The organism is Planktothrix paucivesiculata PCC 9631 (assembly GCF_900009265.2).
GTDB lineage: Bacteria > Cyanobacteriota > Cyanobacteriia > Cyanobacteriales > Microcoleaceae > Planktothrix > Planktothrix paucivesiculata.
Map to the genome: position 1 here is coordinate 1 of NZ_LR734982.1, position 24,793 is coordinate 24,793.

The window sequence follows — 24,793 nt, forward strand, 5'->3', positions numbered from 1 at the left end:
ACAGGGAACAGGGAACAGGGAATAGGGAATAGGGAATAGGGAATAGGGAATAGGGAATAGGGAATAGGGAATAGAGATCAGTATGAGTCCTAACTGCCAAGCGCGACAGCTATATTATGAATTAACGACAACGGATTGCAGTTTTTCTAAAGTAGGATAATCCGTATAACCTTTTTCTGTCCCCCCATAAAATAAAGACCGATCATAGGGATTTAATGGGGCATTGATCTCAAAACGTTTAGGTAAATCTGGATTAGAAATAAATAACCGTCCATAGGCAATTAGATCGGCATTTCCAACAGCGATCGCTTGGTTTCCGCTCTCTCGATCATGCGATCCGGCGGAAATAATTGCACCCTTAAAATAGTTACGGAAAAATCCCGCGTTTAATTCTGCCAAGCGAATTTCTGTTTGATCCATTTTATCCCAATTATTCAGAGCATCAGCATTCGATCGCGGTTCAACAATATGCAAATAGGCTAGATTAAATTGATTTAAAGCATTAGCTACATAACTAAAGGTTGCTACGGGATTAGAGTCGGAGATTCCATTAAATGTACCCCCTGGAGAGAGTCTCACCCCGACGCGATCGCTTCCCCAAACACCCACCACCGCTCTCGTTACTTCTAATAAAAATCGAGTTCTATTTTCCAGTGTGCCACCATAGCGATCGCTGCGTTTGTTTGTACCATCTTGGAGAAACTGATCCAATAAATAGCCATTGGCACTATGAATTTCTACCCCATCAAATCCCGCAGATAAGGCATTTTCCGCCGCTTTGCGATAGTCTTCTACAATCCCAGGAATTTCCTCGGTTGCTAACGCCCGGGGGGTGACGAAGGGTTTTTCCCCCTCCAGGGTGCTGGCTGTTCCTTCCGGGGCGATGGCTGAGGGGGCGACGGGCAAGGCTCCATTGGGTTGTAGCAGGGGATGGGAAATCCGGCCAACGTGCCATAATTGCAGGAAAATTCGGCCTCCCTGTTGGTGAACTGCTTTAGTAACCAGTTTCCAGCCTTCGGTCTGTTCGGCAGAATGAATTCCTGGTGTGCCTGGGTAGCCTACGCCTTGGGGAGAAATTTGGGTAGCTTCAGAAATAATTAATCCCGCCGAGGCCCGTTGTCCATAATATTCGGCGTTCAGGGGTACGGGGACGTTTCCAACTCCGGCCCGGTTTCGGGTGAGTGGAGCCATCACAACGCGGTTGGGCAAGGTGTAGCGACCCAATTGGAAGGGGGAGAATAGGTTAAATTGAGTGTTCATAATGTCTTTTCTCCAAAGATTTAGTTTAGTAGTTAAACAACTGTTTAATTATCAAGGTAAAACATTCCTCTGAAAAAGTCAAGCGGTTGCTTAACTATTTAAGTTTGGGCTCACAGGAGGTAGAATGGTGATAATACAGCATCCGTGTCAAGTGGTTGATACCGATGGAAATATAGCCCCACTTTAACCCCATTATGTCCGACTCCTGCGAAAGTCTCGATACCTATTCACCTTTAACCGTAACCATTAGTGATACGGAAAAACGAGCTAAAATCTTTGCAGCTTTAGGCGATCCCACCAGATTACGAATGATTGAGATCTTAGCACAACAAAAGGAAATGAGTGGATCTAAAGTGGCATCCCGGGCGGGAATTAGTTTAGCTTTGTTTTGTCACCATTCTAAAATTTTAGCAGAAGCGGGATTAATTAATATTAGAAAAGACGGACAAACCAAGTATAATTCGATTAATTGGAATGTCCTAAAGGAGTGTTTTCAAAGGTTAATGCAGTCGGACTGAAAAAAGCAGTAATCCTGATGTTAATACTTGCAAAATCGACGGTTGCAGACTATCATCAGTATAATTAAGTTGCAGCATTAAAGAAAACTGGTATAAGGAGTTTAATAATGTCTGAAGCGCTATCGACGAATAAAATTTGGTACAATCAGCCTAAATTTTGGCAAGAAACAGAGGACAAAATTATTGTTCAATCCCTAGGAAAAACCGATTTTTGGCGAATCACCCATTATGATTTTATTCGAGATAATGGACATTTTTATTATCAAGAAATATCGGGAAATTTTAATCTGGATATTAAAATTACGGGAGACTATCAAACCCTTTATGATCAAGCGGGGTTAATGGTCAGGGAAAGTGAAACGGTTTGGTTAAAATGCGGAATTGAATTTGTAGAAGCAGTCCAGAATATTAGTGCGGTGATTACGAGAAACTATTCAGATTGGTCGGTTATTCCTCTGTCTTCTCCCCCGGTTTCCTTATGGTTAAAATTAGAGCGACGAGCAGAAACGGTAGAAATTAAATATTCTTTGAATGGTCAAGATTATCAACTGTTACGTTTAGGATATTTAACTTATAATCCAACAGTTCAAGCGGGTTTAATGTGTGCATCTCCTCAAGGAGAAGGGTTTTTAACTACCTTTGAAGGGTTTAAACTTCAGATGGTTGAATAATACATAATATATAGGAAATAGAAGTTTAGAACACAGAATGATTAAGCAAACCTAGATGATCAGATCTTTTTCCCGTTCGGCTAACGCTCACGGCGCAGCCTGTTGTTTGTTTCCTGTTAACTGTTCCTTGCTGTAACTGATTTCCTGATAAAAAGGCAAGGTAATGGTAAAATCACTTCCCTCTCCCACCTCAGAGCTACAGGTTAAGGTTCCCCCATGTTTATCAACAACAATAGCATAGGTAATTGCTAATCCTAAACCCGTGCCTTGTCCCACAGGTTTTGTGGTAAAAAATTGATCAAAACTGCGACGGATAACTTCCGACGACATCCCAATCCCATTATCACTAATATTGATCATTAATTGGCATTTATCAGTGATTGATTCGATTTTAATTGTGATTTTAGGTTTAAAATCTTCTTGATGATTTGGTTTATTTTCTAACATCGTGATTTTACTATCAATGGCATCAATAGCATTATTAAATAAGTGAATAAAAACCTGATTAATTTCACTAGCATAGCATTCAATAGTCGATAATCGATCATAGTCTTGAATCACTTGAATTTCAGGACGATGGGAAGTAGATTTTAGCCGATGACTTAATAGCATTAATGTACTTTCAATTCCTTCTTTGAGATCTACTGTTTTTAATTGTGATTCATCCAGTCGAGAAAAAACCCGTAGAGATCGGACTAAATCTCGAATCCGATTTGCACCCACTTCCATGGAGGATAAGAGTTGTGGGAGATCATTTTTTAAAAACTGTAAATCAATTTCTTCAGACCATTGTTCAATTTCAGGGATATCAGGGGGAAGATACTGTTCATAAAGTTGAATGGTTTTGAGTAAATCTCTAACATATTGTTGAGCGTAAAAGATATTGCCATAAATAAAATTAATTGGATTATTGATTTCATGGGCCACACCCCCGACTAATTGACCTAAAGAAGACATTTTTTCAGTTTGAATTAACTGAAGCTGCATTTTTCTTAATTGTAAATGAACATTAATTCTGGCTAATACTTCTTCCGGTTCAATGGGTTTAGTAATATAATCTACCCCTCCCACTTGTAACCCTTTGACTTTATTAACTAACTCACTCAAAGCCGTCATAAAAATCACGGGAATATCTTTTGTTTTAGGATTTTCTTTTAATTGACGACAGGTTTCAAAGCCATCAATTCCCGGCATCATCACATCTAATAAGATTAAATCCGGTAAGGTTTCTTGAAGTTTAAGTAAAGCATTTTCCCCACTTTTTGCAATAGATACTCTAAATCCTGACTGATTTAAAACATCCAATAATAATTTAATATTAGTCAAATTATCATCTACGATTAAAATAGAATAGGAATAAGTATTTTTCATGGATTATTGATTATTAATATAAGGGTGAATAAAGCGGATAATTTGTTCGTCTTCAAAAGTTTCAGCTAATTGAATTATATAATCGGCAAAATCAGTATATTGAGTATCTAACTGTTTAATCCGATTTGCTTCATTTTGAATATCTAAAATATAACCTCCCTTGGCAAAATTATACAAGCTGATCAGTTCTTTGGACGGAGGAATAATTAAGGAATTAAGGGATATAGGTGTTTTTGAATGGTCTATTATTCTTTCTGAATCTTGATAAATCCAAGTTAATTCCAACCATTCTTGTAGTTGATTTAATAAAACTGCTTCTTGTATAGGTTTAGCTAGAAATCCATTACAACCTGCCTTAAAACATTCTTCTCGATCCGCACTAAATACAGAAGCAGAAGAAGCAATAATCACCAGATCACAAAATTCAGGATCATTTCTTAATTGTTTAGTCATGTCCAAGCCACCCAAAATAGGCATCGTTAAATCTGTGATAATTATATCAGGATACCATTGTCGCACTTTTTCTAACCCTTCCTGTCCTTGAGTAGCTTCGATGACTTCAAAGCCCAGGGGTTCTAATAAATTAACAATAACAGATCTATTTTCCCAGCGATCATCGACAATTAAAATTGTGCGTTTTTCTCCTTGATAACCGATAATTTGTTGTGAGGATTCAGTTTTTTTAATCACTTGATCTTGGGCTGCGGGTAAATTGATATCAAACCAGAATTTACTACCAATTCCGGGTATACTATCAACATTAATTTTGCCTTCCATCATCTCTATGATTTGATGACTAATGGCTAATCCTAATCCCGTACCTTCAGCTTTGCGGGCGTGTTCTCCCACCTGTTCAAAGGGTAAAAATATTTTTTGAATTTGTTCGGGATTAATCCCAATTCCCGTATCCTCAACTAGAAATCTTAAGGTATACATTTTAACGGAATCAGCTTCTATTGATTCGGATAAAACTTGCACTTGAAAAGAAACCGACCCGGTATCAGTGAACTTAATGGCATTGCCCAATAGATTTAATAAAACTTGACGCAACCGTTTTTCATCGGCATGAATGACTTGGGGCAAAGCCGTTAATTCTTGATAATTAAATTCTAATTCTTTTTGTTCGGCTTTTAGACGACAAATTTCTTTAATTCCCCATAAACAATGTTCTAAATTAAAGTCAATGGGATAAAGTTCTAGTTTCCGGGCTTCGATTTTAGAAAAATCTAAAATATCATTAATTAGGGTTAATAAATGAGAACCACATTCATAAATAATATGGAGTCCTTGCAGATGTTTAGGAGTTAGAGTTGGTTCCCTTTGTAGAATTTGAGCATAGCCTAAAATCCCATTTAAGGGGGTACGAAGTTCATGGCTCATATTAGCTAAAAAGTCACTTTTAGCTTGGTTAGCAGATTCAGCTTCTAAGGCGGCGGTTTGTAGTTGGGAGGTACGTTCTTTAACTCGTTGTTCTAAGGTTTCATTGGCGGTGGCTAAAATCGTAAATGATTCTTGTAATTGTTGAGCCATTTGATTAAAAGAATTTCCTAAAATTATAATTTCTTTAATTCCCTTAATCCGAATTTTTTGTCTGAGATTTCCATTGGCAATTTCCCGGGAAGCGATACTCAAGCGCATAATTTTTTCGGTAATCCAACGGGAAGTTAATAGTCCGAATAACATGGCTATGATTAGGGCAATAATACAAATAAGAATGGTTTTTTGAGTATTAGCATTAATTTGTCCCATAAAATCCGCTTCGGGAATTACCACTACAATTAACCAATCTAAACCCCACGGATCTTTCCAAGGGGTAATTTGTACAAATTGATCCTGATTGTTAATGGAAATTTGTAGAGATTTATCTTGGGTAATTGAGCTAACTTGACCGAATTTTTGAGTTAAGGCTTTAAAGGTTTCTCGAATTACTGGCTCTTGACTATCAGCAGCATTCAACCGTTGCGCCACACCCTCCACCATTTTATAAGGCAGTTTTGAGGAAGAACTTGCCACCAAAAGTCCGTTCCGTTCTAAAATAAATATTTGCCCAGAGTTGCTGGTTTTTAGCTTTTTTAAAAACTCACTAATTTGGGATAGGCGTAAATTTGTTACCAAGACAGCAGTTAAATCTTTCCTGGTATTATATAGGGGATAACTAGCGGAAATAGAGATAATATCGGGAAAATTATCCCATTGATAAATCTGACTCCAAATTGGTTTTTTTTCCCGAACTGCATCGGTATAAGCAGCTTCATTGCGGGGATTGTAATTATCATAAGAACCGACTAATTTAGTCCGATTTCCCTGGGCATCTGTTGCATAGGTATTAGATTTCCATTGGGTTTGGGGAGAAAGTTCATCAATGCCGGCTTTATTCAAATCCAAAAAATATCCGGCTCCGGCATATTCTCCCGTGGGTAATACATAATAAACATAACCCACATCAAAGGATTGAAGTTGTTTCCAAAAATAATGCCCAACTTCAGAAAAATTTTTCAGATCTAATAAGCCTAATTCAACAGCATCGGCATTAATTTTATTGATTTGATGGGGGGTGGCAAGATAACTATTTAAGTGTTGTTCGACTCGAGAACTAACTTCATTTTCAATTTCTTGTGCAAGTTCCTTAATCGCTTTTTCTCCATGACTGAAAGCTAACCAACCGGTCAAACCCACCGCAATAGAAATTTCCAATAAAAAAGGCACTACCAGTACCCAACGCAGGGAAATTCCCTGGGATTGCTTAAACTGACGAAATCGGGGAGAGAAAGAGAAGATCATATTAAAGAACTTGAGATTATATTAATAACTAATTAGGGAGAATTTTGCCACTCTGAAGTTAAGCTGCGAAAGTTGAATTGCGATGCACCCGGATGACAACTCACACAACTATTTACCGTCAGAGGTTGAGGGATATCAACCCGGGGATGAAGGGCTTTAAAATAACGGGAACGATTAAAACGATAGGGAACAGTCTCATCTTTGAGGGCAATGGGACGGGAATAGGTTTGGAGATATTTCCACATTAACAACAATGATGGCCCTTCCAAGGGTTGTAGTGTTGCACCATAATGTTGGGGATCTTGAATCACTTGCTGCCAAGTTTGGGTGGGAAATACCTGGGGTGGGATAGCAATATGACAGGTGGAACAGGTGTTAAGATAAAGTTCATGTCCGAGTGCTGTTCCAGGTTGGATGTTGTCCACACTGGCGATTTGACTCATTTCGGAAACCTGGCTTCTATTGGGGGAAACAGCATTCAGGGTTTGGGCCATCCCCAAGGCAATCCCGATACTCCAGATCCCGACTACTGCAATTAATACCCAGGAAGCAGAGCGTCCCTTTTGATTTTTAATTCTGTTTTGACTTAAAAAACCCATAACCAAGACAAATAATCTGGCAACATCACTGAAATCCTAGCTCAGATTAGCACCGTCTTTGGAGAATTGGCAGTTAATCTAGGTTTAAGATCATGCCTTCCCTAGCCACAACACCCTTGGGAAAAACAGCCTGAACTTGGGCTTCTATCCGATCAAGAATTTCATCGGTATGGGAGGGATCGTGTTGGTACATCACCACCTGTTTTACCCCGGCTTTTTTTGCCAATTCCACCCCCACTTCCCAGGTGGAATGTCCCCAACCAATTCTAGGTAATTGGTGATTGTGATATTCTTCGTTGGTGTAGGTGGCATCGTAAATAAATACATCCGCGTCCCTGGCCAGATGTAAAACATTTTTATCGAAGTGATCGGGAAAATGTTCGGTATCGGTACAATAAACCGCCGTTTTTCCCTGCCAAGTGACTCGATAGCCCACGGCGCCATTTGGATGATTCAGGGGGGCTGTTTCGATTTTGATATCATCTAAAGTTAATGTATCCCCCGGAAAGAGGTCATAAAACTTCATATCCGACTGCATGACATGGATGGGGACGGGAAAATTGGGGTGCACCATCTGATCACACAAACGGTCTTTGATGGTACTTCCATCCGGTGCGATCGCCCCATAAATATGAAAGCGATTAATTGGAATAAAAGCAGGAACAAAAAACGGAAACCCTTGAATATGATCCCAATGGGTATGGGAAAAAAACATATAGGCTTCCACGGGCATTTGTTTGAGCAGATCCATTCCCAGGACTCTTAAGCCTGTACCTGCATCAAAAATTAAGCGTTTTTCACCCAAGCGCATTTCCACACAGGAGGTGTTCCCTCCGTATTCAACCGTTTGAGCTCCAGGTGTGGGTATACTACCGCGCACCCCCCAGAATCGCACGGAAAAATCAGTTGCAGAGTTCTTGTCCATGGGGGTTACTTGATCAGAGGAATGTGGGTTCTGGGCTCGCGGATCAGAAACTGGCATCGTTTATTTTAGCCTTGGACGTAGAAGGTTGACTTAGCCGGCAATTAAAAAGATATGGGAATAATTGCGGTTTTAGCTAAAATCATTTTAGCCTCGAATTTCCGCAATTCGATTATTTTGATCCACGAAAACTACTCTAGGTTCATGAGTAATTGCTTCTTCGGGTGTAAATTGTGCGTAGGACATCACAATTAGGCGATCGCCGACAACACCTAAACGGGCCGCTGCGCCATTCAATTCGATCGCCCCAGAGTCGGCTGCACCGGGAATGACATAGGTGATAAACCTTTCCCCGTTGGCAACATTCACGACGTGCACCTGTTCATGAACGAAGATTCCGACAGCATCAAGCAGGGATTGATCAATAGTTATACTTCCTACATAGTTAACATTGGCGGAGGTCAGAGTACAGTTATGAATCTTAGCGGATAGTAGTGTTCGGAGCATTTGCTATTATCAGTAATCAGTGTAGAAACTTCACGATCGCACTGGGTGTACCAGTCATCACTTCAGAGGAAAGTTTACAGTTACTATTAATCAATAAAATCGAGATTTTATTTCTTCCACTGATAACTGATAACTGATAACTGATAACTAATTAGTGATTACCGGCTGCTTTAATCCCTTTTTCTACCAGGGGAGCAACTTGATCCACATCCTGCCAACCCAGAATTTCAGTAACTTTCCGTTCTAGGTTTTTGTAGGTTCGGAAAAATTCAGCAATTTCCTCTAAACGATGGGGCGCGATATCTTTCAGGGATTTGACATGGGCGTAGCGGGGATCGGCTGCGGGAACACAAAGAATCTTTTCATCGCGATCGCCACCATCGACCATCTCTAAAAACCCAACGGGTCGGGCTGCGATCACACATCCGGGAAAGGTGGGTTGATCCATAATCACTAAACCATCTAGGGGATCTCCGTCATCCCCGAGGGTATTAGGAATGAAGCCATAATCAAAGGGATATTGGACGGAGGCAAACAAAACTCGATCGAGAGCAAAGGCTTGTAACTCTTTATCGTATTCGTATTTGTTTTTGCTTCCGGCTGGAATCTCAATCAAAACGTTAATTAAACCCGGTTTGGGTTGGGGCGCAATCTTTGATAAATCCACGAATCGTTCTCCAAGCTTAGACAATCATTAAAATCGGGGAAAGATCCCCTCTATAATTCTAAGGCGGATGGGGATTTCCTCCAAGGGGGGTTAGGGCTGACAAGCGATCGGGCTTTTGCGTTTCCCGATTAACTCACATCAATTCCCCGACCCTTTTGATTAAACTCTATAACGGTTTGTTCTGATAATTCATGGGTTGTCATAGCAGTTAAAATTTCTAAGGGTAAGGTTAAATGATAAGCCCCGGCTTGTAGGGTTTCTGCGGCTTCCTGGGGGGATTTAATACTCGCGGCCAGAATTTTGGTAGGGCTTCCTGCTAATATCTGGTTCATCTGTTTGACTAATCCAATGCCATCTCCTAATAATCGAGTTGCCCGATTTACATAGGCGATCGCATATTTTGCCCCCGCTTCCATCGCCACGGCGGCTTGAGCAGCACTATAAATAGCAGTCACAGAACAGGGTATTTCTGGAGATAAATAGGCAACGGTTTGAAATCCCACGGAGGTCGCTGGAATTTTTAAAACCGTTTGTTCTCCTAGTAATTCAAAGGCTTTTTTTCCTTCTCTTACCATTCCTTGAAAATCCGATGCTATTAACTGATAATAGATTTCCCCCGAAATTAATTGTTTTAACTGTCTCAAAGTTTCTTCAGGAGATAATTCACTTTTAGCTAATAAAGTAGGATTAGTTGTAATTCCCTTCACCCATCCCCAATCTTTCACCATTTGTGCTTCCGAAATAATTGCCGAATCCAAATATAAACCCATAGATTTAATTCTTTTTAGGTGTTGAGTGTTGATTATTGATTTCTGTTAGTCTGTTAGTCAGCGAGCGGGGACGCTCCCCCTGCTCCCCCTGCTCCCCCTGCCTCCCCCTGTTCCCTGTTCCCTGTTCCCTGTTCCCTGTTCCCTGATTTATGACATTCCTTCAAACGGCCCTAAAAAGGTCGGTTTGGGGCGAACAATATGCAGTTCTAAGATAGCTTTAATTACGGCTAAAACTTCCCGTTGGGTATAGAATCTCATGGAATCATCCCGAAATTTTCCCCAGTCTGGTGTTCCTAAGCCCACGGATTCTACACCCAATTGGTTGCAGGTATAAACCGCCCGGGGAAGATGATATTTTTGAGTAATTAAAACCGCCCTTTCTATGCCAAAAATAGCTTTAGCCCGATAACAACTTTCATAGGTACTAAATCCAGCATAATCTAATCTAATATCTTTATTCGGAACTCCCAAACGTTCTGCATATTGCTGCATTGCCACCACTTCATTATATTCGGGAGTACCATTATCCCCCGTCATTAATATTTTATGAACTCGCCCCAAACGATATAATTCCACTGCCCCTTCTACCCGATCTGCTAACATAGGTGTGGGGGTTCCGTCCGCCCAAACTCCTGCCCCAAACACAATCGCCACGGGTTTATTCGGGACGGTTTCCGGTTGCGTAAATCGGCGATTATTCGTAACAGTTTTAATATAAATCGTCAACAAAAAAGGGACTAATATTGTTCCTAAAACCATTAATATACCCAGAAAACGCCAGTGCAAGATAAACCATTTAGGCATAAGATTGAAGTTAACCGTGGTAGAGACAAAGTTTAGCTTAGGAATAGGGTATCAGCAAAGCGGTTATTTTGACTCCAAGGGTGAACCCAATTGGGTCAAATTCAAAACATAACCCCCTGTCACCAGATAAACGGAGTCCGCTATCGCCCCTAAATGACGCACTAACGCCCCTAAACGATCGCGGAAGGTTCTACCCATGGGATATGCGGGAACCACTCCCCATCCAGTTTCTTCGGCTACTAAGATGATCATTCCTGGAAGTTTATCTAATATTTGTAATAATTGATACTGCGTATTTTCCCAGGTAACTTCATCTTGTTCCAGCAAATTAGCTAACCAAGTTCCCAAGGAATCGACTAAAATACAAGTATTTTGACCCGATATTTTTTCTAAGGTTGCAGTTAGGTCTATCGGAACTTCTAAAATTTCCCAGGAAATGGGGCGACGTTCTTGATGTTTTTGAATCCTAATTTGCCATTCTTGATCCATTGGATCTCGTTGAGAAGTTGCAATATAAATCACTTGTTTTTCAGACTGTTTGGCTAAGGTTTCCGCCCATTCACTTTTCCCTGAACGGGCTGGGCCAGTTACTACTATTAATTCAGAAGGAATAATTAAAGAACTCATATTAAGTTTTCCAAAATAATTTTAATCTTGTACACAAACTTACAAATAAAGCTATAATTAAAGTGTAAGATAATCCGCGCAAAAATCCCAGGGTTGGAGTATTAGTTAGGGCTTCAATTTTAGTAGTCCAACCTTTTAGTTCTAAAATCGGCCATAATAAATTAGCAAAGGCGACATAACCAATCATCGGATTTTTACCCGTATCAATGAATAACTGAAACCAGGGTTTTTGCCGGAAACCGTCAATCAAAATTGTTAAGATAATTAACAGAAAAATAGCGATCGCCGTGGTAATAAAAAAATAACTCATCGTGGCGGGATCTTTTTTTATTCCTCCTTGATAGGGTTCAAAAGCTAATCCTAAAATTAACCCATACATTCCCCATTGATACATCTGATATAATAACATTTCTAGGGGATGGTTAGGTTCCCTGAGTAAGCGATAACTAAAAAGCAATAAAATTAAACTAATTCCTGTGGTTTGGGGGAGTAAGCGAGATTGTAAACCAATGAGTAAATTTAAAATAATTAATCCCATGACAACCACAATTCCAATTAAGCGAAATTGGTTCCAATTTTTGGGGATATCTTGATCCTCAACTTGTTGATAATTAATGATTTCTTCTCCTACAAAAGTTCCGGGGATCGCAATAAATAAATATTTTAAATATTCAAATTTATATAACCAAGGAATCGGGGATATTGATAGAATATCTGTTATCCATCCTCCGGCGGATTTCGAGAGAATTAAACCTAATAAAACTCCCAGTAACCCGATCCTAAATTGGGGATAATTTCGAGTGAATAGCCAAATCAAAGAAGTAAAAACAATAATATTAGTTAAGACTAATAAAATAATATCACTACGATAGAGAGAAAATTGAGGAAATTTGAGATCATGGGGGTATTTAATATGAGTTAAAATTGCGATCGCAGCCCCCCAACCCATTAAATTTAAACCCAAATTCAACCATTTAGGAATAAACTTAGGTAATTGTACAAACATTAAAAATAATATCGTAAATCCAATTAAGGCGAGTTGCCATTTTTCGGAATTAGGTTCAGGACTAATAACTGTTGGTCTAAAATGTTGTAAAACAATCGCAAAAGTTGCTAATAAAAATCCCCGTTTTAAAATTCCTATAATGATATCAACAGTTTTCCATCCTTGAGATAACCGTCGAGATAAGGCTAAAGGAATCGCTATTCCTAAAGAAAATAGAAAAATAGGAAAGACTAAATCTACCCAAGTTAGTCCAGATACTTTAGGATTAAATTGATGGTTAGGAGGTGGAAATTGGGCGTGATACATCCAAGGCGGTAAAGTTCCATTAAAAGGAATTACACCGGATAAAACCATCGCTAAAACCGCTATCCCTCGCAAAGCATCTAAGGCTTCTATACGTGGAAAACTGGATCGATATTGATAGGCTAATTTCATTAGGGTAAATCGTCTATTTCTTAACCACTAACGGATGGTAAATCATCAATCATACCCCCTTTTTGTTAACTTTTATTATAGCAGAATCATCCTAATTTTTTGCAAAAATATCAATAGAAAATTTGGCTCAGTGATTCGTTATATCAGAAAAGATAACTTAAAGGGGTAAGGATTAAAGTTGTTTCAAATTGATGAAACTAGATTAACTTCCACCGGCTGCAATACCCAATATAATAGCGGCAATTAAACCAATTGCCATAAAGATTACAGCAATCAAGAATAGCCAATATTGCAGAGTATAAAGTTTCCGCAATTGTCCCAGAGCACCCATCAAATTTTCAATATCATTTCCTTGGGTATCAACAATTAATTGAAACGCTTTTGCAGCATTAATTGTCCAAATTCCAGTGATTAATAAAATAACTCCCTGTACCAGTCCGCCAAATCCTCCCTTTAACACCATAATAAGTCCAGTAATTGCCCCTAATACCCCACTGGCAATCAGAAAGTAACTCACAAACATCATTTTTTTAGACAAATCCAAAATCAGTTGATTCTGAGATTCATTAAACTCATAAGTTCCGTTGTCCATAATTTCCCCTGAAAAAAAGTTAAGTTAATTACAGCTTAATTTTACTCCTATTTTCTAAAATGGCAATCATTCAGTTAAAAAACTCTTGTCACTTCTGCTGTCTGTGATAGAATTTGGGCAAACGCTCAATCCATTGCTAACCCCCAGGTTAGAAACGATTGAGCAGAAATACTAAAAAATGGAGTGAGGATGATGAATTTTAAAACCTTAGCATTGTCTGTTATTCTATCTACATTGGGATTGGCAACCGTAGCTCAAGCGGAAAATGAATCGGATTTGCAACAATTAAGAACTACAAATCGTTGTCCCGAATGTGATTTAAGAGGGGCAAATCTACAACAGTTTGATCTGCGGGGGGCTAATTTATTTAAAGCTCAACTGCAAGGAGCAGATTTAAGAGGAGTTGATCTTCGCAGTGCTAATCTAAATCAAGCAAATTTATATAATGCAGATTTAACTCAAGCTAATTTAGCATCTGCTAACTTATTTGATGCTAATTTAAGGAATACTATATTAGAGCGAGTGGATTTTAGAGAAGCGGATCTTTCCCAAGCGGATTTAGCTCAGGCAAATTTAATCAAAGCGGATTTAAGAGATGCCAGTTTAGTCGGTACAAATTTTAGCCAATCCTATATGAATCAGGCAAATTTAGAAAATGCTGATTTGCGTCAGGCATTTTTATTTGAAACTGATTTAGAAGCAGCAAACCTCACCGGAGCTAATTTATTGGGTGCGGATTTACGCAGAGCTAATCTGGATCGTGCAGTTTTAGAAAATGCCAATTTAACTGCTACGATTCTAGCTGATACTAACATTGATCGCGCTAAATTATCTCAAACTACACTCAGGGGAAGTCTTCTCCAAGGCACGGATTTATCCCCGGTTGTTTGTGTCATTACAAATGTTGTCAATTGTGTGGTGGTACCGACTTCAGAACAGGTTGAAAGTTTATTATTTCAATAGGGAATAGAAAGCCAGAGAGAATATTAACAGGTTACAAAAATGGTAGGGGCGATACTCGCTCCTACAAGGGAATTTCGGTAATTTTATGCCATCTTGAATATCATGTTGAGCCATCTGACGTTGAGATAGATGATTGTCAGTATAAATATCTATAATTTTTGGTCTGAGGTCAACAGAATGGGCTTTCATCTTTTTTTCTGGATTAGTTAGTTATCATTTTCTGATCGTACCTCACTATAGCAATCCTAAATAGGTTGTAATATTTCAATACTGACATGAAACAGTCAGAAGTATTATCCAGTGTTGCCTGTTCCCTATTCCCTGCTTTGCACTGAGCTTGTCGAAGTGTTCCCTGTTCCCTTTTGATCGGGAATTTTGAACACAACTCAAATTAGGATTGCTATAGTTTGGGAATTGCTATAATCGATTCACTTTCTACGATGGAGTCATATAGTCCAGATGAAGCAACAGTTATTGGGTGGTCTGATTGGCGGACTTGCATTATCCCTTCGCGACAAGTTCGATATTTTTAACATGGCGTTCTCATATCCGGAGAGAGTCGGTACAGTTGCAAATGATCAAATGGCAACGAAACTTGTGACGACAATTTGTCAATCTCATAAGACATTCGTTGATGTGGGAGCCCATATTGGCTCTGTTATTTCTGAAGTTGCTAACACCGACTCTACGATAAAAATTGTAGCTATCGAGGCAATTCCGGAGAAAATTGTCAAATTACGGCGAAAGTTTCCGTTTATTGAGCTTCACGATTGCGCAGTTGGCGAATCCAGAGGAGAGGTTTCATTTTTCGTACACTTAAAACAGTCAGGATATAGCTCACTCAGAAGGCCAGTCAGCCTCAACGAATTGGAAACATACGAAATAAAAGTGCCGATCAAAAGACTAGATGAGATAGTCTTATCTAATGATATCGATGTCATTAAGATTGACGTTGAAGGGGCGGAATTGGGTGTACTTCGTGGAAGTACAAAAATATTGAATGAGAATCGTCCAACAATAATGTTTGAAAGTGGACCTCAATTGGATGATGATCTGGGGTATACCAAAGAAGAATTGTATGAGTTCTTCTTCTCAAGTGACTATGTTGTGCTTATACCTAATCGCGTTGCCCATAACGATTTTGGACTTTCTAAAGATGGATTTATTGAAAGTCACCTATATCCGCGACGAACAACAAATTATTTTGCTATACCAAAGGAGCGACGTATTGAGATTAGGGATCGAGCACGTAGCATTCTTAAAATTCTTGTACCATAGTCATACTGATTATTCATTTGTATCAAATGATATCAAAAATTTAGTCAGGTGGGTTTATAAAGCGAGTTTATAAAGGTTATCTGTGGAGAATTACAAATTTCCACGAAACTCACCCCTGCAATTAATATGATTGTGTATTATTGTGAGGTTTGACTTAACATTTGTTGTAGTTGTAAGACGGCTTTATTATTCCCCTGTTGTGTATATAATTCCAAGGCTTTTTTCCAAGCATTAGTGGCTTCGGCGGTATTGCCTTTTTTCCATAATGATTCCCCTAAATTTTTTAAGGCTTCCGCATAGTCAGGATTAATTTCTAGTGCTTTTTGATATTGGCCGATTGCTTGATCCCATTGTCCTTGACTAGCGTGTAAAAATCCTAGACTATTATAAGCTAGGGCGTATTTAGGATTCAAACTAATAGCTTCTTGATAGGCTTGAGTTGCTTCTTCAATTTTTCGTTGATAAAATAAAGAATTTCCTAAATAAAAATGATATTTAGCTTCCTTGGGTTGATTTTCTACCAACTGACGAAAAATGGCTTCAGAGGCGACATAATTTCGATCTTGATATAGTTGAATTCCCTGACGAACTATGGCTTGTCGAGATTGTTGCTCATCTAATTTTTGTTGTTGCGCTTCATTGGGTTTACCCCGCAATTCGCTAGGAGTGGGTAGATCATTTTGAGCTTGTACTTTTGATGGTAATACAATAATTATTCCTAAAATTATTGTTTTGATTAGGCTTGAATTTAACCGTTTATTTTTCATCTTTGTAATGGTAATCTGATCTTGAACTATTTATTCAAAATATTCCGATAGTTTTATATATCGGAATATTCATTGTTAATTAATGCAGAAAATGACGAATACCCGTGAAGACCATAACTAATCCTAACTCATTAGCTGCCTTAATTGAATCTTGATCTCGCATACTTCCGCCGGGTTGCACAATCGCAGAAATCCCTGCCCCCGCCGCCGTGCGAACCGAATCATCAAAGGGAAAAAAGGCATCACTTCCTAAAACACCGCCTTTAGCGTTATCTCCGGCTTGTTTCAGGGCAATTTCCACTGACCCCACCCGATTCATTTGTCCGGCCCCAACGCCTAATGTCGTCTGATTTTTGGTAATAACAATGGCATTAGATTTAACGTGCTTAACCACTTTCCAAGCAAACATTAATTCCTCTAATTCTTCCGGGGTGGGTTGTTTTTCTGTCACCACTTTCCAGTCCGTAGATTGCTCTACAATATCATCGGCGGTTTGAACTAAAAAACCCCCCGCAATTAGTTTAATTGTTTCCCTTGAACCTTTAGTTAAATCTGGTAAAAGTAACACCCGCAGGTTAGATTTTCTCTTCAAAATCTGAGCCGCTTCTGGATCACAATCCGGGGCAACAATACACTCTAAAAAGGTTTTGCTTAATGCCGTTGCTGTCTCTTGATCAATAGTTTGATTTAATGCTACAATACCCCCAAAAGCCGAGGTTGAATCGGCACTAAAGGCTTTTTCATAAGCTGTACATAGGCTATTAGCAACAGCAACACCGCAGGGATTAGTATGTTTTAAAATGGCGGCGGCGGGTTGATCGGGAAACTCACAAATAATCCGTCTAGCGGCTTCTAAATCCACTAAATTATTATAACTTAAGGGTTTACCTTGTAAAATCTGACCCGATGCCCAGCCGGTGGGTTGAGTTCCACTTTGATACCAAGCTGCGGGCTGATGGGGATTTTCCCCATATCTTAAGGATTGAATTTGAGTTCCTGCTAGGACAAAACTTTGGGGTAGGGGAGATTCTTCTCGCAGTTCTTGTTGTTCTAAATAGGCTGCGATCGCCCGATCATAAGCTCCCGTATGTTGAAAGGCTTTTAAGGAACAATGTTGCCTAAATTCTAAAGAAATTTCTCCATTTTTTTGCTTGAATTCTTCTAAATAAGATCCATATTGTTCGGGATTACATAATACAGTTAAATGGGCATAATTTTTAGCCGATGCGCGTAATAAAGTTGGGCCGCCGATATCAATATTTTCGATCGCGTCTGCTAAAGAAACATCCGGTTTAGCAATAGTTTGTTCAAAGGGATAAAGATTAACCACAACTAAATCAATAGCACGAATATTATGGGTTTCTAACTCACTTAAATCTTGAGAAACATCTCGACGGGCTAAAATTCCCCCATGAATGCGAGGATGGAGGGTTTTAACTCGTCCGCCTAAAATTTCGGGAAATCCCGTATAATCAGAGACTTTGGTAACAGCAAGTCCCGCAGCTTTTAAAGCCGTGGCCGTCCCCCCACTACTAATTAAATCAAAACCCAATTCTTCCACGAGACTTTTAGCAAACTCAATCAGTCCTCGTTTATCCGATACACTTAATAAAGCTAAACGTGCCATGGGGCAAAACTCCGCACTCAAAAACAACAATCTACCATTGTTGCACCTACTGGCTCAATTAGGACTTACGCACCAAACCGGGTTTCTGAACGACAAATCCAGATTTCATCCGCAAAATCAGGGCCAGAAACCGGGTTTCTTTGGTCTTGTGCGTAAGTCCTGTCAATTTCTATTCTCACCGCCGATGGAACCGACCCCCCAAGAACTCAGTTTGTCCGTTGTGGATATTTTGGTTGGTCAAATCCGCTAGAATATGATCAACCAACGTAAAAACAAGCCCCAAAATCCATATATTCTAGCTTTTAATAGGCAAAATTAAAAATGACTACCGTGATGATTGTCGATGATAGCAACGCTCTCCGAGAGATAATTGCTAAGATGTTGCGAGACAGTGGGATCGACGTGATCTCAGCCGAAGATGGAGTTCAAGCCTTAGAAAAAATTGAACAGGTTACACAACTGGATTTAGTCGTATTAGATATTGTCATGCCCAATATGAATGGCTATGATCTGTGTCGCCATATTAGAAAAAACCCCAAAACCCAGAATCTTCCTGTGGTGATGTGTTCTAGTAAAAGTGAGGAATTTGATCGCTACTGGGGAATGAAACAGGGGGCTGATGCCTATATTTCCAAGCCTTTCCGTCCTGAAGAACTTTTGAGTACCATCAAACAACTACTACGGAGGTAGGGATCAGTCATCAGTTATCAGTCATCAGTCATCAGTTATCAGTTCTAGGGACGGGTTCATCGAGATTGAGGTGATTAACTCATATCTAAAATAACCCGCTCGTACCAGTTAAAGAGTTATCAGTTGAAGAGTTAATAAATTAACTGTAAACTTCTTAACTGATAACTGTTAACTGTTAACTGATAACTGAATAGTCGTCCCGCAGATTATTTATTCTTCTTCGGTACTATCAATTTCCTCATCATCTTCATCGTCTTCATAGTCTTCATCGTCTTCTTCAGGGGTTAAAGTCCCTTCGGGAACTAACTCAATAGTTGAGTTTTCTTCCAGCCAGGTGAAGGTTTTTTGCTGAACTAAATCTTCTGTCACAAAAGCGCGTAACCGTTGAGGATCAACATCTTGACCCTTAAGTTCTGAAAGAACTTTGATTTCTTCGGCTTTAATTTCTTCATCGGTGACGGTCAAAGATTCTAGTTTGGCGACTTCCTTCAAAGCTAAAGACCGCTTCAAAGCGTCAATGGCCTCTGGACGGGCTTGTTCTCGCAGACGAGGCACCATTTCCCCCGTGAATAACCGTTTAACATCTAACCCCATCTTGCTCAACTGCATCACCTGTTCAGTAATCAGTCGGTCAACTTCCTGACGAATTAAAGTTTCAGGTAAATCGACTTCAATGGTTTCTGCTAAAGCCGCAACCAACGCTTTACGTTTATTAGATTTGGTTTCGTCGTCTTTTTCTCCTTGGAAACGTTTTTCCAAAGATTCCCGCAGTTCGGCTAAAGTTGCAAACTCGCTGACTTCTTCAGCAAATTCATCATCTAACTCAGGCAGTTCTTTCGCCTTAATTTCATTTAAAGTAATGGTAAAGGTAGCATCCTTTCCCGCCACATCTTTATCCCCATATTCATCAGGAAACTTGAGGTTTAAGGTTTTGGTTTCTCCGGGATTCATGCCAAAAATACCCTCGACAAAACCCGGAATAAACCGTCCTTCCTCCAATTCCACTTGAAAATTATCGCCTTTAGCGCCGGGAATTTCTTCAAGTTCGTCGGTTTCTGATTCTGGGGTAAAATGGCCTTTAAAATCCACAAACGCCACATCCCCGGCTTGGGCGGGTCGGCCTTCCACGGGAATTAAGGTGGATCTTTTTTCCTGTTCCTGTTTTAAGACCTGTTCGACCTGTTCGGGGTCAAACTTCACTTCTTCGGCTTGGACAGTTAAGCCCTTATATTCACCGAGTTTCACCTCGGGTTCCACATCTACAACCACTTTAATCGTCAGAGTTTGTCCGGGTTCAAATTGCTGAATCAGTTGATCAATATCGCCTTGGGGCTCAAAGTTGCCAATGGCCGGAATCTTCTCCTGTTCGACAGCTTTGGGTAAATACTGGTTCATTAAATCATCCAACGCAGCAGCCTTAATTCGTTCCTGACCCAAGCGCTGAATCAAAATGTGGCGAGGCACTTTGCCCTTGCGGAACCCAGGAATATTCACCGAACGGCTCATTTTCCGAACAACTTGCTCGTATGCGTTTGTAGACATTTCAGGGGTAATCTCAATGTCTAATCCAATTTGACTTGCGGGAAGTTTTTCCTGGGTTACTTTCATAAAAAATCGTGATATTCTGAATTCAACACCCCCAACACATTTAACTCGCGGGGGAAACATAATCACCGGATTAGCAAGGTAAAATTGCTAATGTCGGTTTGTGTAATCAAATAATGATCGTAACTGATTATGCGCCCTTGTGTGACTGTTTCTTAGATTGTGTTCGATTTTGGTCAGGATCAGAACGGCCCAACTATAACGGCTAAGGCGGATTAAGCCTCCACCCAACGATTAATAATCATTAACCCAAAGGTTCTGCGGGCTATAAAAATTTACATTTATTAAAATTGGTATTTTTTGATTACGGAGGTTACAATTTTGTCAAATTCTTATCGAGTTGCCATTCTAGGGGCGACGGGTGCGGTCGGGGCGGAGTTAATCGAACTCCTGGAAAGTCGTAATTTTCCAGTGGGGGAATTAAAGTTATTGGCTTCTCCGCGTTCGGCGGGAACCTCGTTAACCTTTAGGGGGGAAACTTTAGCCGTGGAAGCGGTCTCAGAAACCAGCTTCGATCAGGTTGATATCGTGTTGGCATCGGCCGGAGGATCAACCTCTAAGGTTTGGGCATCAAAAATAGTCGCGGCCGGGGCGGTGATGATCGATAACTCCAGTGCCTTCCGCATGAACCCCGATGTGCCGTTAGTTGTCCCGGAAGTCAACCCCCAGGCCCTTAACCACCATCAAGGGATTATTGCTAACCCCAACTGCACCACGATTTTAATGACGGTGGCGGTTTGGCCGTTATATCAGGTACAACCGATTCGGCGAATCGTCGTTGCCACCTATCAATCGGCGAGTGGGGCTGGAGCCATGGCAATGGAGGAAATGAAGCAACAGGCCTTAGCTATTTTGCAAGGGGAAACACCCAAAACGGATATTTTTCCCTATCCCTTGGCTTTTAATCTTTTTCCTCACAACACACCCATTAATGAATTCGGTTATTGTGAAGAAGAAATGAAAATGATCCATGAAACCCGCAAAATTTTTGGGGTCAATGATCTGAGGATTTCACCAACTTGTGTGCGGGTTCCCGTGTTGCGCGCCCATTCGGAAGCGATTAACTTAGAATTCGACCAACCTTTGAGTGTGGAAAAAGCACGGGATATCCTCAGCACCGCCCCGGGTGTGGAACTGGTGGATGATTCAAAAGCCAACTATTTCCCCATGCCCATTGATGCCAGTGGACGTGATCCGGTGTTAGTCGGTCGGATTCGTCAGGATTTGTCCCATCCCTGTGGATTGGAATTATGGCTCTGTGGCGATCAAATTCGTAAGGGTGCAGCCTTAAACGCGGTGCAAATTGCTGAATTGTTAGTGGAAAAACAGCTTTTAGGTTTGAGGCGTTGAGGTTTTGACCGTCAATCAAAACCCAAAACCTGATCGAAAAACGCAGGAAACACCGATAACTGATATTAAAGAGAAATGGTAAGTTTTGGACGAGTTATAACGGCCATGGTAACGCCGTTTCACGAAGACGGTAGTGTGAATTATGCAGTGGCGGAAAAGTTAGCCACCCATTTAGTGAACACCGGCAGCGATGCCGTAGTTGTGTGCGGAACTACGGGAGAATCTCCGACCTTGACTTGGGATGAGGAATACGAGTTATTTCAAGTTGTGCAGAAGGCGGTGTCGGGAACAGCTAAGGTAATCGCCGGAACGGGATCGAATTGCACCCAAGAGGCGATCAGTGCCACTCAAAAAGCCACTAAACTAGGATTAGATGGCACATTACAGGTTGTCCCCTATTACAATAAACCTCCCCAGGAAGGTTTGTATCGGCATTTCCAAGCGATCGCCCAGGCCTGTCCCGATTTGCCAATTATGCTTTACAATATACCTGGACGCACAGGACAAAATCTCCTTCCAGAAACGGTAGCGCGTTTGGCGGAGATTGAGAATATTGTGGCGATTAAGGAAGCCAGTGGCAATTTAGATCAAGTCAGCCAAGTTCGACGGTTGACACCCTCGGAATTTTCGATCTACTCTGGAGATGATTCTCTGACCTTGCCCATGTTAGCCGTTGGCAGTTCCGGGGTGGTCAGTGTCGCTAGTCATCTGGTGGGAACGCAACTCCAACAGATGATTCAAGCCTTTGAAGCGGGTCAAGTACAAGTGGCAACCGATATCCATATCCGGTTATTGGGGTTGTTTAAAGCCTTGTTTGTTACCACAAACCCCATTCCCTTAAAGGTGGCATTGAACTTGCAAGGCTGGAATGTGGGATCGACCCGTTTGCCTTTATGTGAACCAACGGTTGAAGTGACAAACGCATTGAAGGACGTGCTGAGTCAATTAGATCTAGTTAAGTAGAACTCGGCAAACTTTTCTAGGCTTTGTGAAAACTAAATATCCACCCGGATTGACAGAATTTTCAAAATGATTAGGATGATTCTGTAAATTCTCTCAAATCTTGAATAACGCCTTGATTATTTCATTCATTAACCCCTAACAAAAAAGGATCAGCATGATTAAAAACACAAACACTCCGGTGATTAGAAAAAGAAGCTCTACTATGGCTACCCCCACTTCAAATCCGGTATATAGTTCCGGTTCCCTGAAGATTATTCCTTTAGGGGGATTACATGAAATCGGAAAAAATACTTGCATCTTTGAGTACGAAGATGAAATTATTATTTTAGATGCGGGTTTAGCCTTCCCCACCGATGGAATGCACGGGGTTAATATTGTTTTACCCGATGTCACCTATCTACGGGAAAACCGAGAAAAAATTAAGGGGATGATTGTTACCCATGGTCATGAAGATCATATTGGCGGTATTGCTTTTCACCTGAAACAATTTGATATTCCGGTAATTTATGGCCCTCGGTTAGCGATGGCCTTATTACAAGGAAAATTAGAAGAAGCCGGAGTGGCAGATCGCACGGAATTGCGCTCAGTTCGTCCCCGGGAAATGGTCAGAATTGGGAAATATTTTCTAGTAGAATATATTCGCAATACCCACTCAATTGCTGATAGTTTTACCGTAGCCATTACTACCCCCGTGGGCGTGGTGATTCATACGGGAGATTTTAAAATTGATCATACTCCGGTGGATGGAGAATTTTTTGATTTCCAACGGTTAGCTGAATACGGAGAAAAAGGGGTTCACTGTTTATTAAGTGACTCTACAAACGCTGAAACTCCAGGATTTACCCCGTCGGAAAGTTCCGTTTATCCTAACTTGGAGCGAGTTTTTTCCCAAGCTCAGGGTCGGATTTTAGTCACAACTTTTGCTTCTTCGGTTCACCGTCTAAATATTATTTTAGATATTGCCCAAAAACAGGGAAGGTTAGTCTCAGTCGTCGGGCGCTCCATGTTAAATGTGATTGCCCACGCTCGGACATTAGGATATATCAAATGTGAGGATCGGTTATTTGTACCCCTGAATGCGATTAGTGGGATTCCTAATGATAAATTACTGATTTTAACCACCGGATCTCAAGGGGAACCGTTATCGGCCTTAACCCGCATTGCTGAAGGAGCCCATCGTCAAATTAATATTAAGCAAGGGGATACCGTTGTCTTTTCAGCTAACCCGATTCCTGGGAATACAATTGCAGTGGTGAACACCATTGATAAATTGATGATGCAGGGAGCTAATGTGATTTATGGACGGGAAAAAGGGATTCACGTTTCCGGTCACGGATGTCAAGAAGATCAGAAGTTAATGTTAGCTTTAACCCGTCCGAAATTCTTTGTTCCTGTCCATGGAGAACACCGGATGTTAGTTCAACACCAAAAGACGGCCCAAAGTATGGGGATTCCCGCCGAAAATATGGTGTTAATTGATAATGGGTTTGTGGTGGAATTAACCAAGGAATCTATCCGCATTGCGGGTAAAGTGCAAGCGGGTATTGAACCTGTAGACTCCTCTCGCTCTGGAGTGGTTAAAGATGAAACCATGAAGGAACGCCGTCAGTTAGCCGAAGAAGGGGTGGTAACTATGGCGGTGGCGGTGGGAACCGATGGTAAGTTATTAGCACGCCCTGAGCTTCATTTGAAAGGGGTGGTTAATAGTGTTAATCAGGCTGTTTTACAAGAACAATTAACTCAAACTATCGAAACAGTTTTAAGTGAACGTTGGGCAGAATTTTCCCGCACTTTTGACTCAGAAACAAAAGAAGTTGATTGGGAAGGGTTAAAAGTTCAGGTTGAACGTTCAATTCAGCGTGTCCTGCGCCGTGAAGTTGCCAGTAATCCTTTGTTGGTTTTATTAGTTCAAATTCCCGACGAAGAACCTGCTACAAAACTCACGGGTCGCCGTCGTCCTCGTAGTGCTGCAAGAGTGGCTTCTTAGGGTAAGAAACGGTTTAGAAACCCGGCGACTTTC

At 40.6% G+C, this 24,793-nt stretch carries 23 protein-coding genes; 8 read left to right on the forward strand and 15 right to left on the reverse strand.

What is annotated here, in order from left to right; all coding sequences use genetic code 11:
* Positions 1-114: 114 nt before the first annotated feature.
* Complete coding sequence (locus tag PL9631_RS00170; protein WP_083616029.1) at positions 115-1,260, reverse strand: alkene reductase; 1,146 nt, start codon at positions 1,258-1,260, stop codon at positions 115-117.
* Positions 1,261-1,454: 194 nt separating this feature from the next.
* On the opposite strand from PL9631_RS00170, the gene PL9631_RS00175 reads away from it, so the two are divergent.
* Positions 1,455-1,778: an ArsR/SmtB family transcription factor gene (locus tag PL9631_RS00175; RefSeq protein ID WP_083616030.1), complete on the forward strand. Its 324-nt coding sequence runs from the start codon at positions 1,455-1,457 to the stop codon at positions 1,776-1,778.
* A gap of 107 nt (positions 1,779-1,885) precedes the next feature.
* Positions 1,886-2,449, forward strand: coding sequence for a DUF1349 domain-containing protein (locus PL9631_RS00180; protein ID WP_083616031.1), 564 nt, complete (start codon positions 1,886-1,888; stop codon positions 2,447-2,449).
* Between the two features lie 87 nt (positions 2,450-2,536).
* Here PL9631_RS00180 and PL9631_RS00185 read toward each other — a convergent pair whose 3' ends face one another.
* The 11 genes from PL9631_RS00185 to PL9631_RS00235 all read right to left on the reverse strand — a co-directional run bounded on the left by PL9631_RS00185 (position 2,537) and on the right by PL9631_RS00235 (position 13,530).
* Positions 2,537-3,820 (reverse strand): sensor histidine kinase, encoded by a 1,284-nt coding sequence (locus PL9631_RS00185; RefSeq protein ID WP_083616032.1) that lies wholly within the window; start codon positions 3,818-3,820, stop codon positions 2,537-2,539.
* 3 nt (positions 3,821-3,823) lie between these two features.
* Positions 3,824-6,601: a hybrid sensor histidine kinase/response regulator gene (locus tag PL9631_RS00190; protein ID WP_083616033.1), complete on the reverse strand. Its 2,778-nt coding sequence runs from the start codon at positions 6,599-6,601 to the stop codon at positions 3,824-3,826.
* Between the two features lie 32 nt (positions 6,602-6,633).
* On the reverse strand, positions 6,634-7,200 hold the full coding sequence (locus PL9631_RS00195; protein WP_083616034.1) for a cytochrome C: 567 nt from the start codon (positions 7,198-7,200) through the stop codon (positions 6,634-6,636).
* A gap of 73 nt (positions 7,201-7,273) precedes the next feature.
* The gene (locus PL9631_RS00200; RefSeq protein WP_083616035.1) at positions 7,274-8,182 is read right to left on the reverse strand and encodes an MBL fold metallo-hydrolase; all 909 of its coding nucleotides are present in this window, start codon (positions 8,180-8,182) and stop codon (positions 7,274-7,276) included.
* 87 nt (positions 8,183-8,269) lie between these two features.
* Positions 8,270-8,629: an aspartate 1-decarboxylase gene (panD, locus tag PL9631_RS00205; RefSeq protein WP_083616036.1), complete on the reverse strand. Its 360-nt coding sequence runs from the start codon at positions 8,627-8,629 to the stop codon at positions 8,270-8,272.
* Between the two features lie 151 nt (positions 8,630-8,780).
* Positions 8,781-9,296 (reverse strand): inorganic diphosphatase, encoded by a 516-nt coding sequence (locus PL9631_RS00210; protein ID WP_083616037.1) that lies wholly within the window; start codon positions 9,294-9,296, stop codon positions 8,781-8,783.
* 128 nt (positions 9,297-9,424) lie between these two features.
* Complete coding sequence (locus PL9631_RS00215; RefSeq protein WP_083616038.1) at positions 9,425-10,066, reverse strand: transaldolase family protein; 642 nt, start codon at positions 10,064-10,066, stop codon at positions 9,425-9,427.
* A gap of 147 nt (positions 10,067-10,213) precedes the next feature.
* A complete protein-coding gene (locus PL9631_RS00220; protein ID WP_083616039.1) occupies positions 10,214-10,870 on the reverse strand; it encodes a SanA/YdcF family protein in 657 nt (218 codons plus the stop codon).
* A 63-nt stretch (positions 10,871-10,933) separates the two neighbouring features.
* Complete coding sequence (cobU, locus tag PL9631_RS00225; RefSeq protein WP_083616040.1) at positions 10,934-11,497, reverse strand: bifunctional adenosylcobinamide kinase/adenosylcobinamide-phosphate guanylyltransferase; 564 nt, start codon at positions 11,495-11,497, stop codon at positions 10,934-10,936.
* A gap of 1 nt (position 11,498) precedes the next feature.
* Positions 11,499-12,938 (reverse strand): DUF5009 domain-containing protein, encoded by a 1,440-nt coding sequence (locus PL9631_RS00230; protein WP_083616041.1) that lies wholly within the window; start codon positions 12,936-12,938, stop codon positions 11,499-11,501.
* A 202-nt stretch (positions 12,939-13,140) separates the two neighbouring features.
* Positions 13,141-13,530, reverse strand: coding sequence for a hypothetical protein (locus PL9631_RS00235; RefSeq protein ID WP_083616042.1), 390 nt, complete (start codon positions 13,528-13,530; stop codon positions 13,141-13,143).
* Positions 13,531-13,719: 189 nt separating this feature from the next.
* On the opposite strand from PL9631_RS00235, the gene PL9631_RS00240 reads away from it, so the two are divergent.
* Both PL9631_RS00240 and PL9631_RS00245 read left to right on the forward strand, forming a co-directional pair.
* A complete protein-coding gene (locus PL9631_RS00240; protein WP_231516593.1) occupies positions 13,720-14,493 on the forward strand; it encodes a pentapeptide repeat-containing protein in 774 nt (257 codons plus the stop codon).
* A gap of 459 nt (positions 14,494-14,952) precedes the next feature.
* Positions 14,953-15,771: an FkbM family methyltransferase gene (locus tag PL9631_RS00245; RefSeq protein WP_083616044.1), complete on the forward strand. Its 819-nt coding sequence runs from the start codon at positions 14,953-14,955 to the stop codon at positions 15,769-15,771.
* Positions 15,772-15,908: 137 nt separating this feature from the next.
* Here PL9631_RS00245 and PL9631_RS00250 read toward each other — a convergent pair whose 3' ends face one another.
* Together PL9631_RS00250 and purH are read right to left on the reverse strand one after the other, a co-directional pair.
* Positions 15,909-16,538, reverse strand: coding sequence for a tetratricopeptide repeat protein (locus tag PL9631_RS00250; protein WP_083616045.1), 630 nt, complete (start codon positions 16,536-16,538; stop codon positions 15,909-15,911).
* 79 nt (positions 16,539-16,617) lie between these two features.
* On the reverse strand, positions 16,618-18,165 hold the full coding sequence (purH, locus tag PL9631_RS00255) for a bifunctional phosphoribosylaminoimidazolecarboxamide formyltransferase/IMP cyclohydrolase (RefSeq protein WP_083616046.1): 1,548 nt from the start codon (positions 18,163-18,165) through the stop codon (positions 16,618-16,620).
* Between the two features lie 321 nt (positions 18,166-18,486).
* Between purH and PL9631_RS00260 the strand changes: the two genes are divergently transcribed.
* Positions 18,487-18,855: a response regulator transcription factor gene (locus PL9631_RS00260; protein ID WP_083616048.1), complete on the forward strand. Its 369-nt coding sequence runs from the start codon at positions 18,487-18,489 to the stop codon at positions 18,853-18,855.
* A 210-nt stretch (positions 18,856-19,065) separates the two neighbouring features.
* On the opposite strand, the gene tig is transcribed toward PL9631_RS00260, so the two are convergent.
* Positions 19,066-20,463: a trigger factor gene (gene tig, locus PL9631_RS00265; RefSeq protein WP_083616049.1), complete on the reverse strand. Its 1,398-nt coding sequence runs from the start codon at positions 20,461-20,463 to the stop codon at positions 19,066-19,068.
* 318 nt (positions 20,464-20,781) lie between these two features.
* Here tig and PL9631_RS00270 point away from each other — a divergent pair, with 318 nt between their 5' ends.
* From PL9631_RS00270 to PL9631_RS00280, 3 genes are all read left to right on the forward strand, one after another.
* Positions 20,782-21,810 (forward strand): aspartate-semialdehyde dehydrogenase, encoded by a 1,029-nt coding sequence (locus PL9631_RS00270; protein WP_083616050.1) that lies wholly within the window; start codon positions 20,782-20,784, stop codon positions 21,808-21,810.
* A 75-nt stretch (positions 21,811-21,885) separates the two neighbouring features.
* On the forward strand, positions 21,886-22,773 hold the full coding sequence (gene dapA / locus PL9631_RS00275) for a 4-hydroxy-tetrahydrodipicolinate synthase (RefSeq protein ID WP_083616051.1): 888 nt from the start codon (positions 21,886-21,888) through the stop codon (positions 22,771-22,773).
* A gap of 202 nt (positions 22,774-22,975) precedes the next feature.
* Positions 22,976-24,760 carry a ribonuclease J gene (locus PL9631_RS00280; RefSeq protein ID WP_083616052.1) on the forward strand — a complete coding sequence of 595 codons (1,785 nt, stop codon included), beginning with the start codon at positions 22,976-22,978 and terminating at the stop codon, positions 24,758-24,760.
* Positions 24,761-24,793 lie beyond the last annotated feature (33 nt).

What these genes read in the sequence shown, in the direction of transcription:
- PL9631_RS00280 (WP_083616052.1), top strand. Translation starts at nt 22,976, where the DNA reads ATGGCTACCCCCACTTCAAATCCGGTATATAGTTCCGGTTCCCTGAAG.
- cobU (WP_083616040.1), bottom strand. Translation starts at nt 11,497, where the DNA reads ATGAGTTCTTTAATTATTCCTTCTGAATTAATAGTAGTAACTGGCCCA.
- PL9631_RS00190 (WP_083616033.1), bottom strand. Translation starts at nt 6,601, where the DNA reads ATGATCTTCTCTTTCTCTCCCCGATTTCGTCAGTTTAAGCAATCCCAG.
- PL9631_RS00220 (WP_083616039.1), bottom strand. Translation starts at nt 10,870, where the DNA reads ATGCCTAAATGGTTTATCTTGCACTGGCGTTTTCTGGGTATATTAATG.
- PL9631_RS00240 (WP_231516593.1), top strand. Translation starts at nt 13,720, where the DNA reads ATGATGAATTTTAAAACCTTAGCATTGTCTGTTATTCTATCTACATTG.
- dapA (WP_083616051.1), top strand. Translation starts at nt 21,886, where the DNA reads ATGGTAAGTTTTGGACGAGTTATAACGGCCATGGTAACGCCGTTTCAC.
- tig (WP_083616049.1), bottom strand. Translation starts at nt 20,463, where the DNA reads ATGAAAGTAACCCAGGAAAAACTTCCCGCAAGTCAAATTGGATTAGAC.
- PL9631_RS00245 (WP_083616044.1), top strand. Translation starts at nt 14,953, where the DNA reads ATGAAGCAACAGTTATTGGGTGGTCTGATTGGCGGACTTGCATTATCC.
- PL9631_RS00230 (WP_083616041.1), bottom strand. Translation starts at nt 12,938, where the DNA reads ATGAAATTAGCCTATCAATATCGATCCAGTTTTCCACGTATAGAAGCC.
- PL9631_RS00195 (WP_083616034.1), bottom strand. Translation starts at nt 7,200, where the DNA reads ATGGGTTTTTTAAGTCAAAACAGAATTAAAAATCAAAAGGGACGCTCT.
- PL9631_RS00175 (WP_083616030.1), top strand. Translation starts at nt 1,455, where the DNA reads ATGTCCGACTCCTGCGAAAGTCTCGATACCTATTCACCTTTAACCGTA.
- PL9631_RS00250 (WP_083616045.1), bottom strand. Translation starts at nt 16,538, where the DNA reads ATGAAAAATAAACGGTTAAATTCAAGCCTAATCAAAACAATAATTTTA.
- PL9631_RS00170 (WP_083616029.1), bottom strand. Translation starts at nt 1,260, where the DNA reads ATGAACACTCAATTTAACCTATTCTCCCCCTTCCAATTGGGTCGCTAC.
- purH (WP_083616046.1), bottom strand. Translation starts at nt 18,165, where the DNA reads ATGGCACGTTTAGCTTTATTAAGTGTATCGGATAAACGAGGACTGATT.
- PL9631_RS00185 (WP_083616032.1), bottom strand. Translation starts at nt 3,820, where the DNA reads ATGAAAAATACTTATTCCTATTCTATTTTAATCGTAGATGATAATTTG.
- PL9631_RS00260 (WP_083616048.1), top strand. Translation starts at nt 18,487, where the DNA reads ATGACTACCGTGATGATTGTCGATGATAGCAACGCTCTCCGAGAGATA.
- PL9631_RS00235 (WP_083616042.1), bottom strand. Translation starts at nt 13,530, where the DNA reads ATGGACAACGGAACTTATGAGTTTAATGAATCTCAGAATCAACTGATT.
- PL9631_RS00200 (WP_083616035.1), bottom strand. Translation starts at nt 8,182, where the DNA reads ATGCCAGTTTCTGATCCGCGAGCCCAGAACCCACATTCCTCTGATCAA.
- PL9631_RS00180 (WP_083616031.1), top strand. Translation starts at nt 1,886, where the DNA reads ATGTCTGAAGCGCTATCGACGAATAAAATTTGGTACAATCAGCCTAAA.
- panD (WP_083616036.1), bottom strand. Translation starts at nt 8,629, where the DNA reads ATGCTCCGAACACTACTATCCGCTAAGATTCATAACTGTACTCTGACC.
- PL9631_RS00215 (WP_083616038.1), bottom strand. Translation starts at nt 10,066, where the DNA reads ATGGGTTTATATTTGGATTCGGCAATTATTTCGGAAGCACAAATGGTG.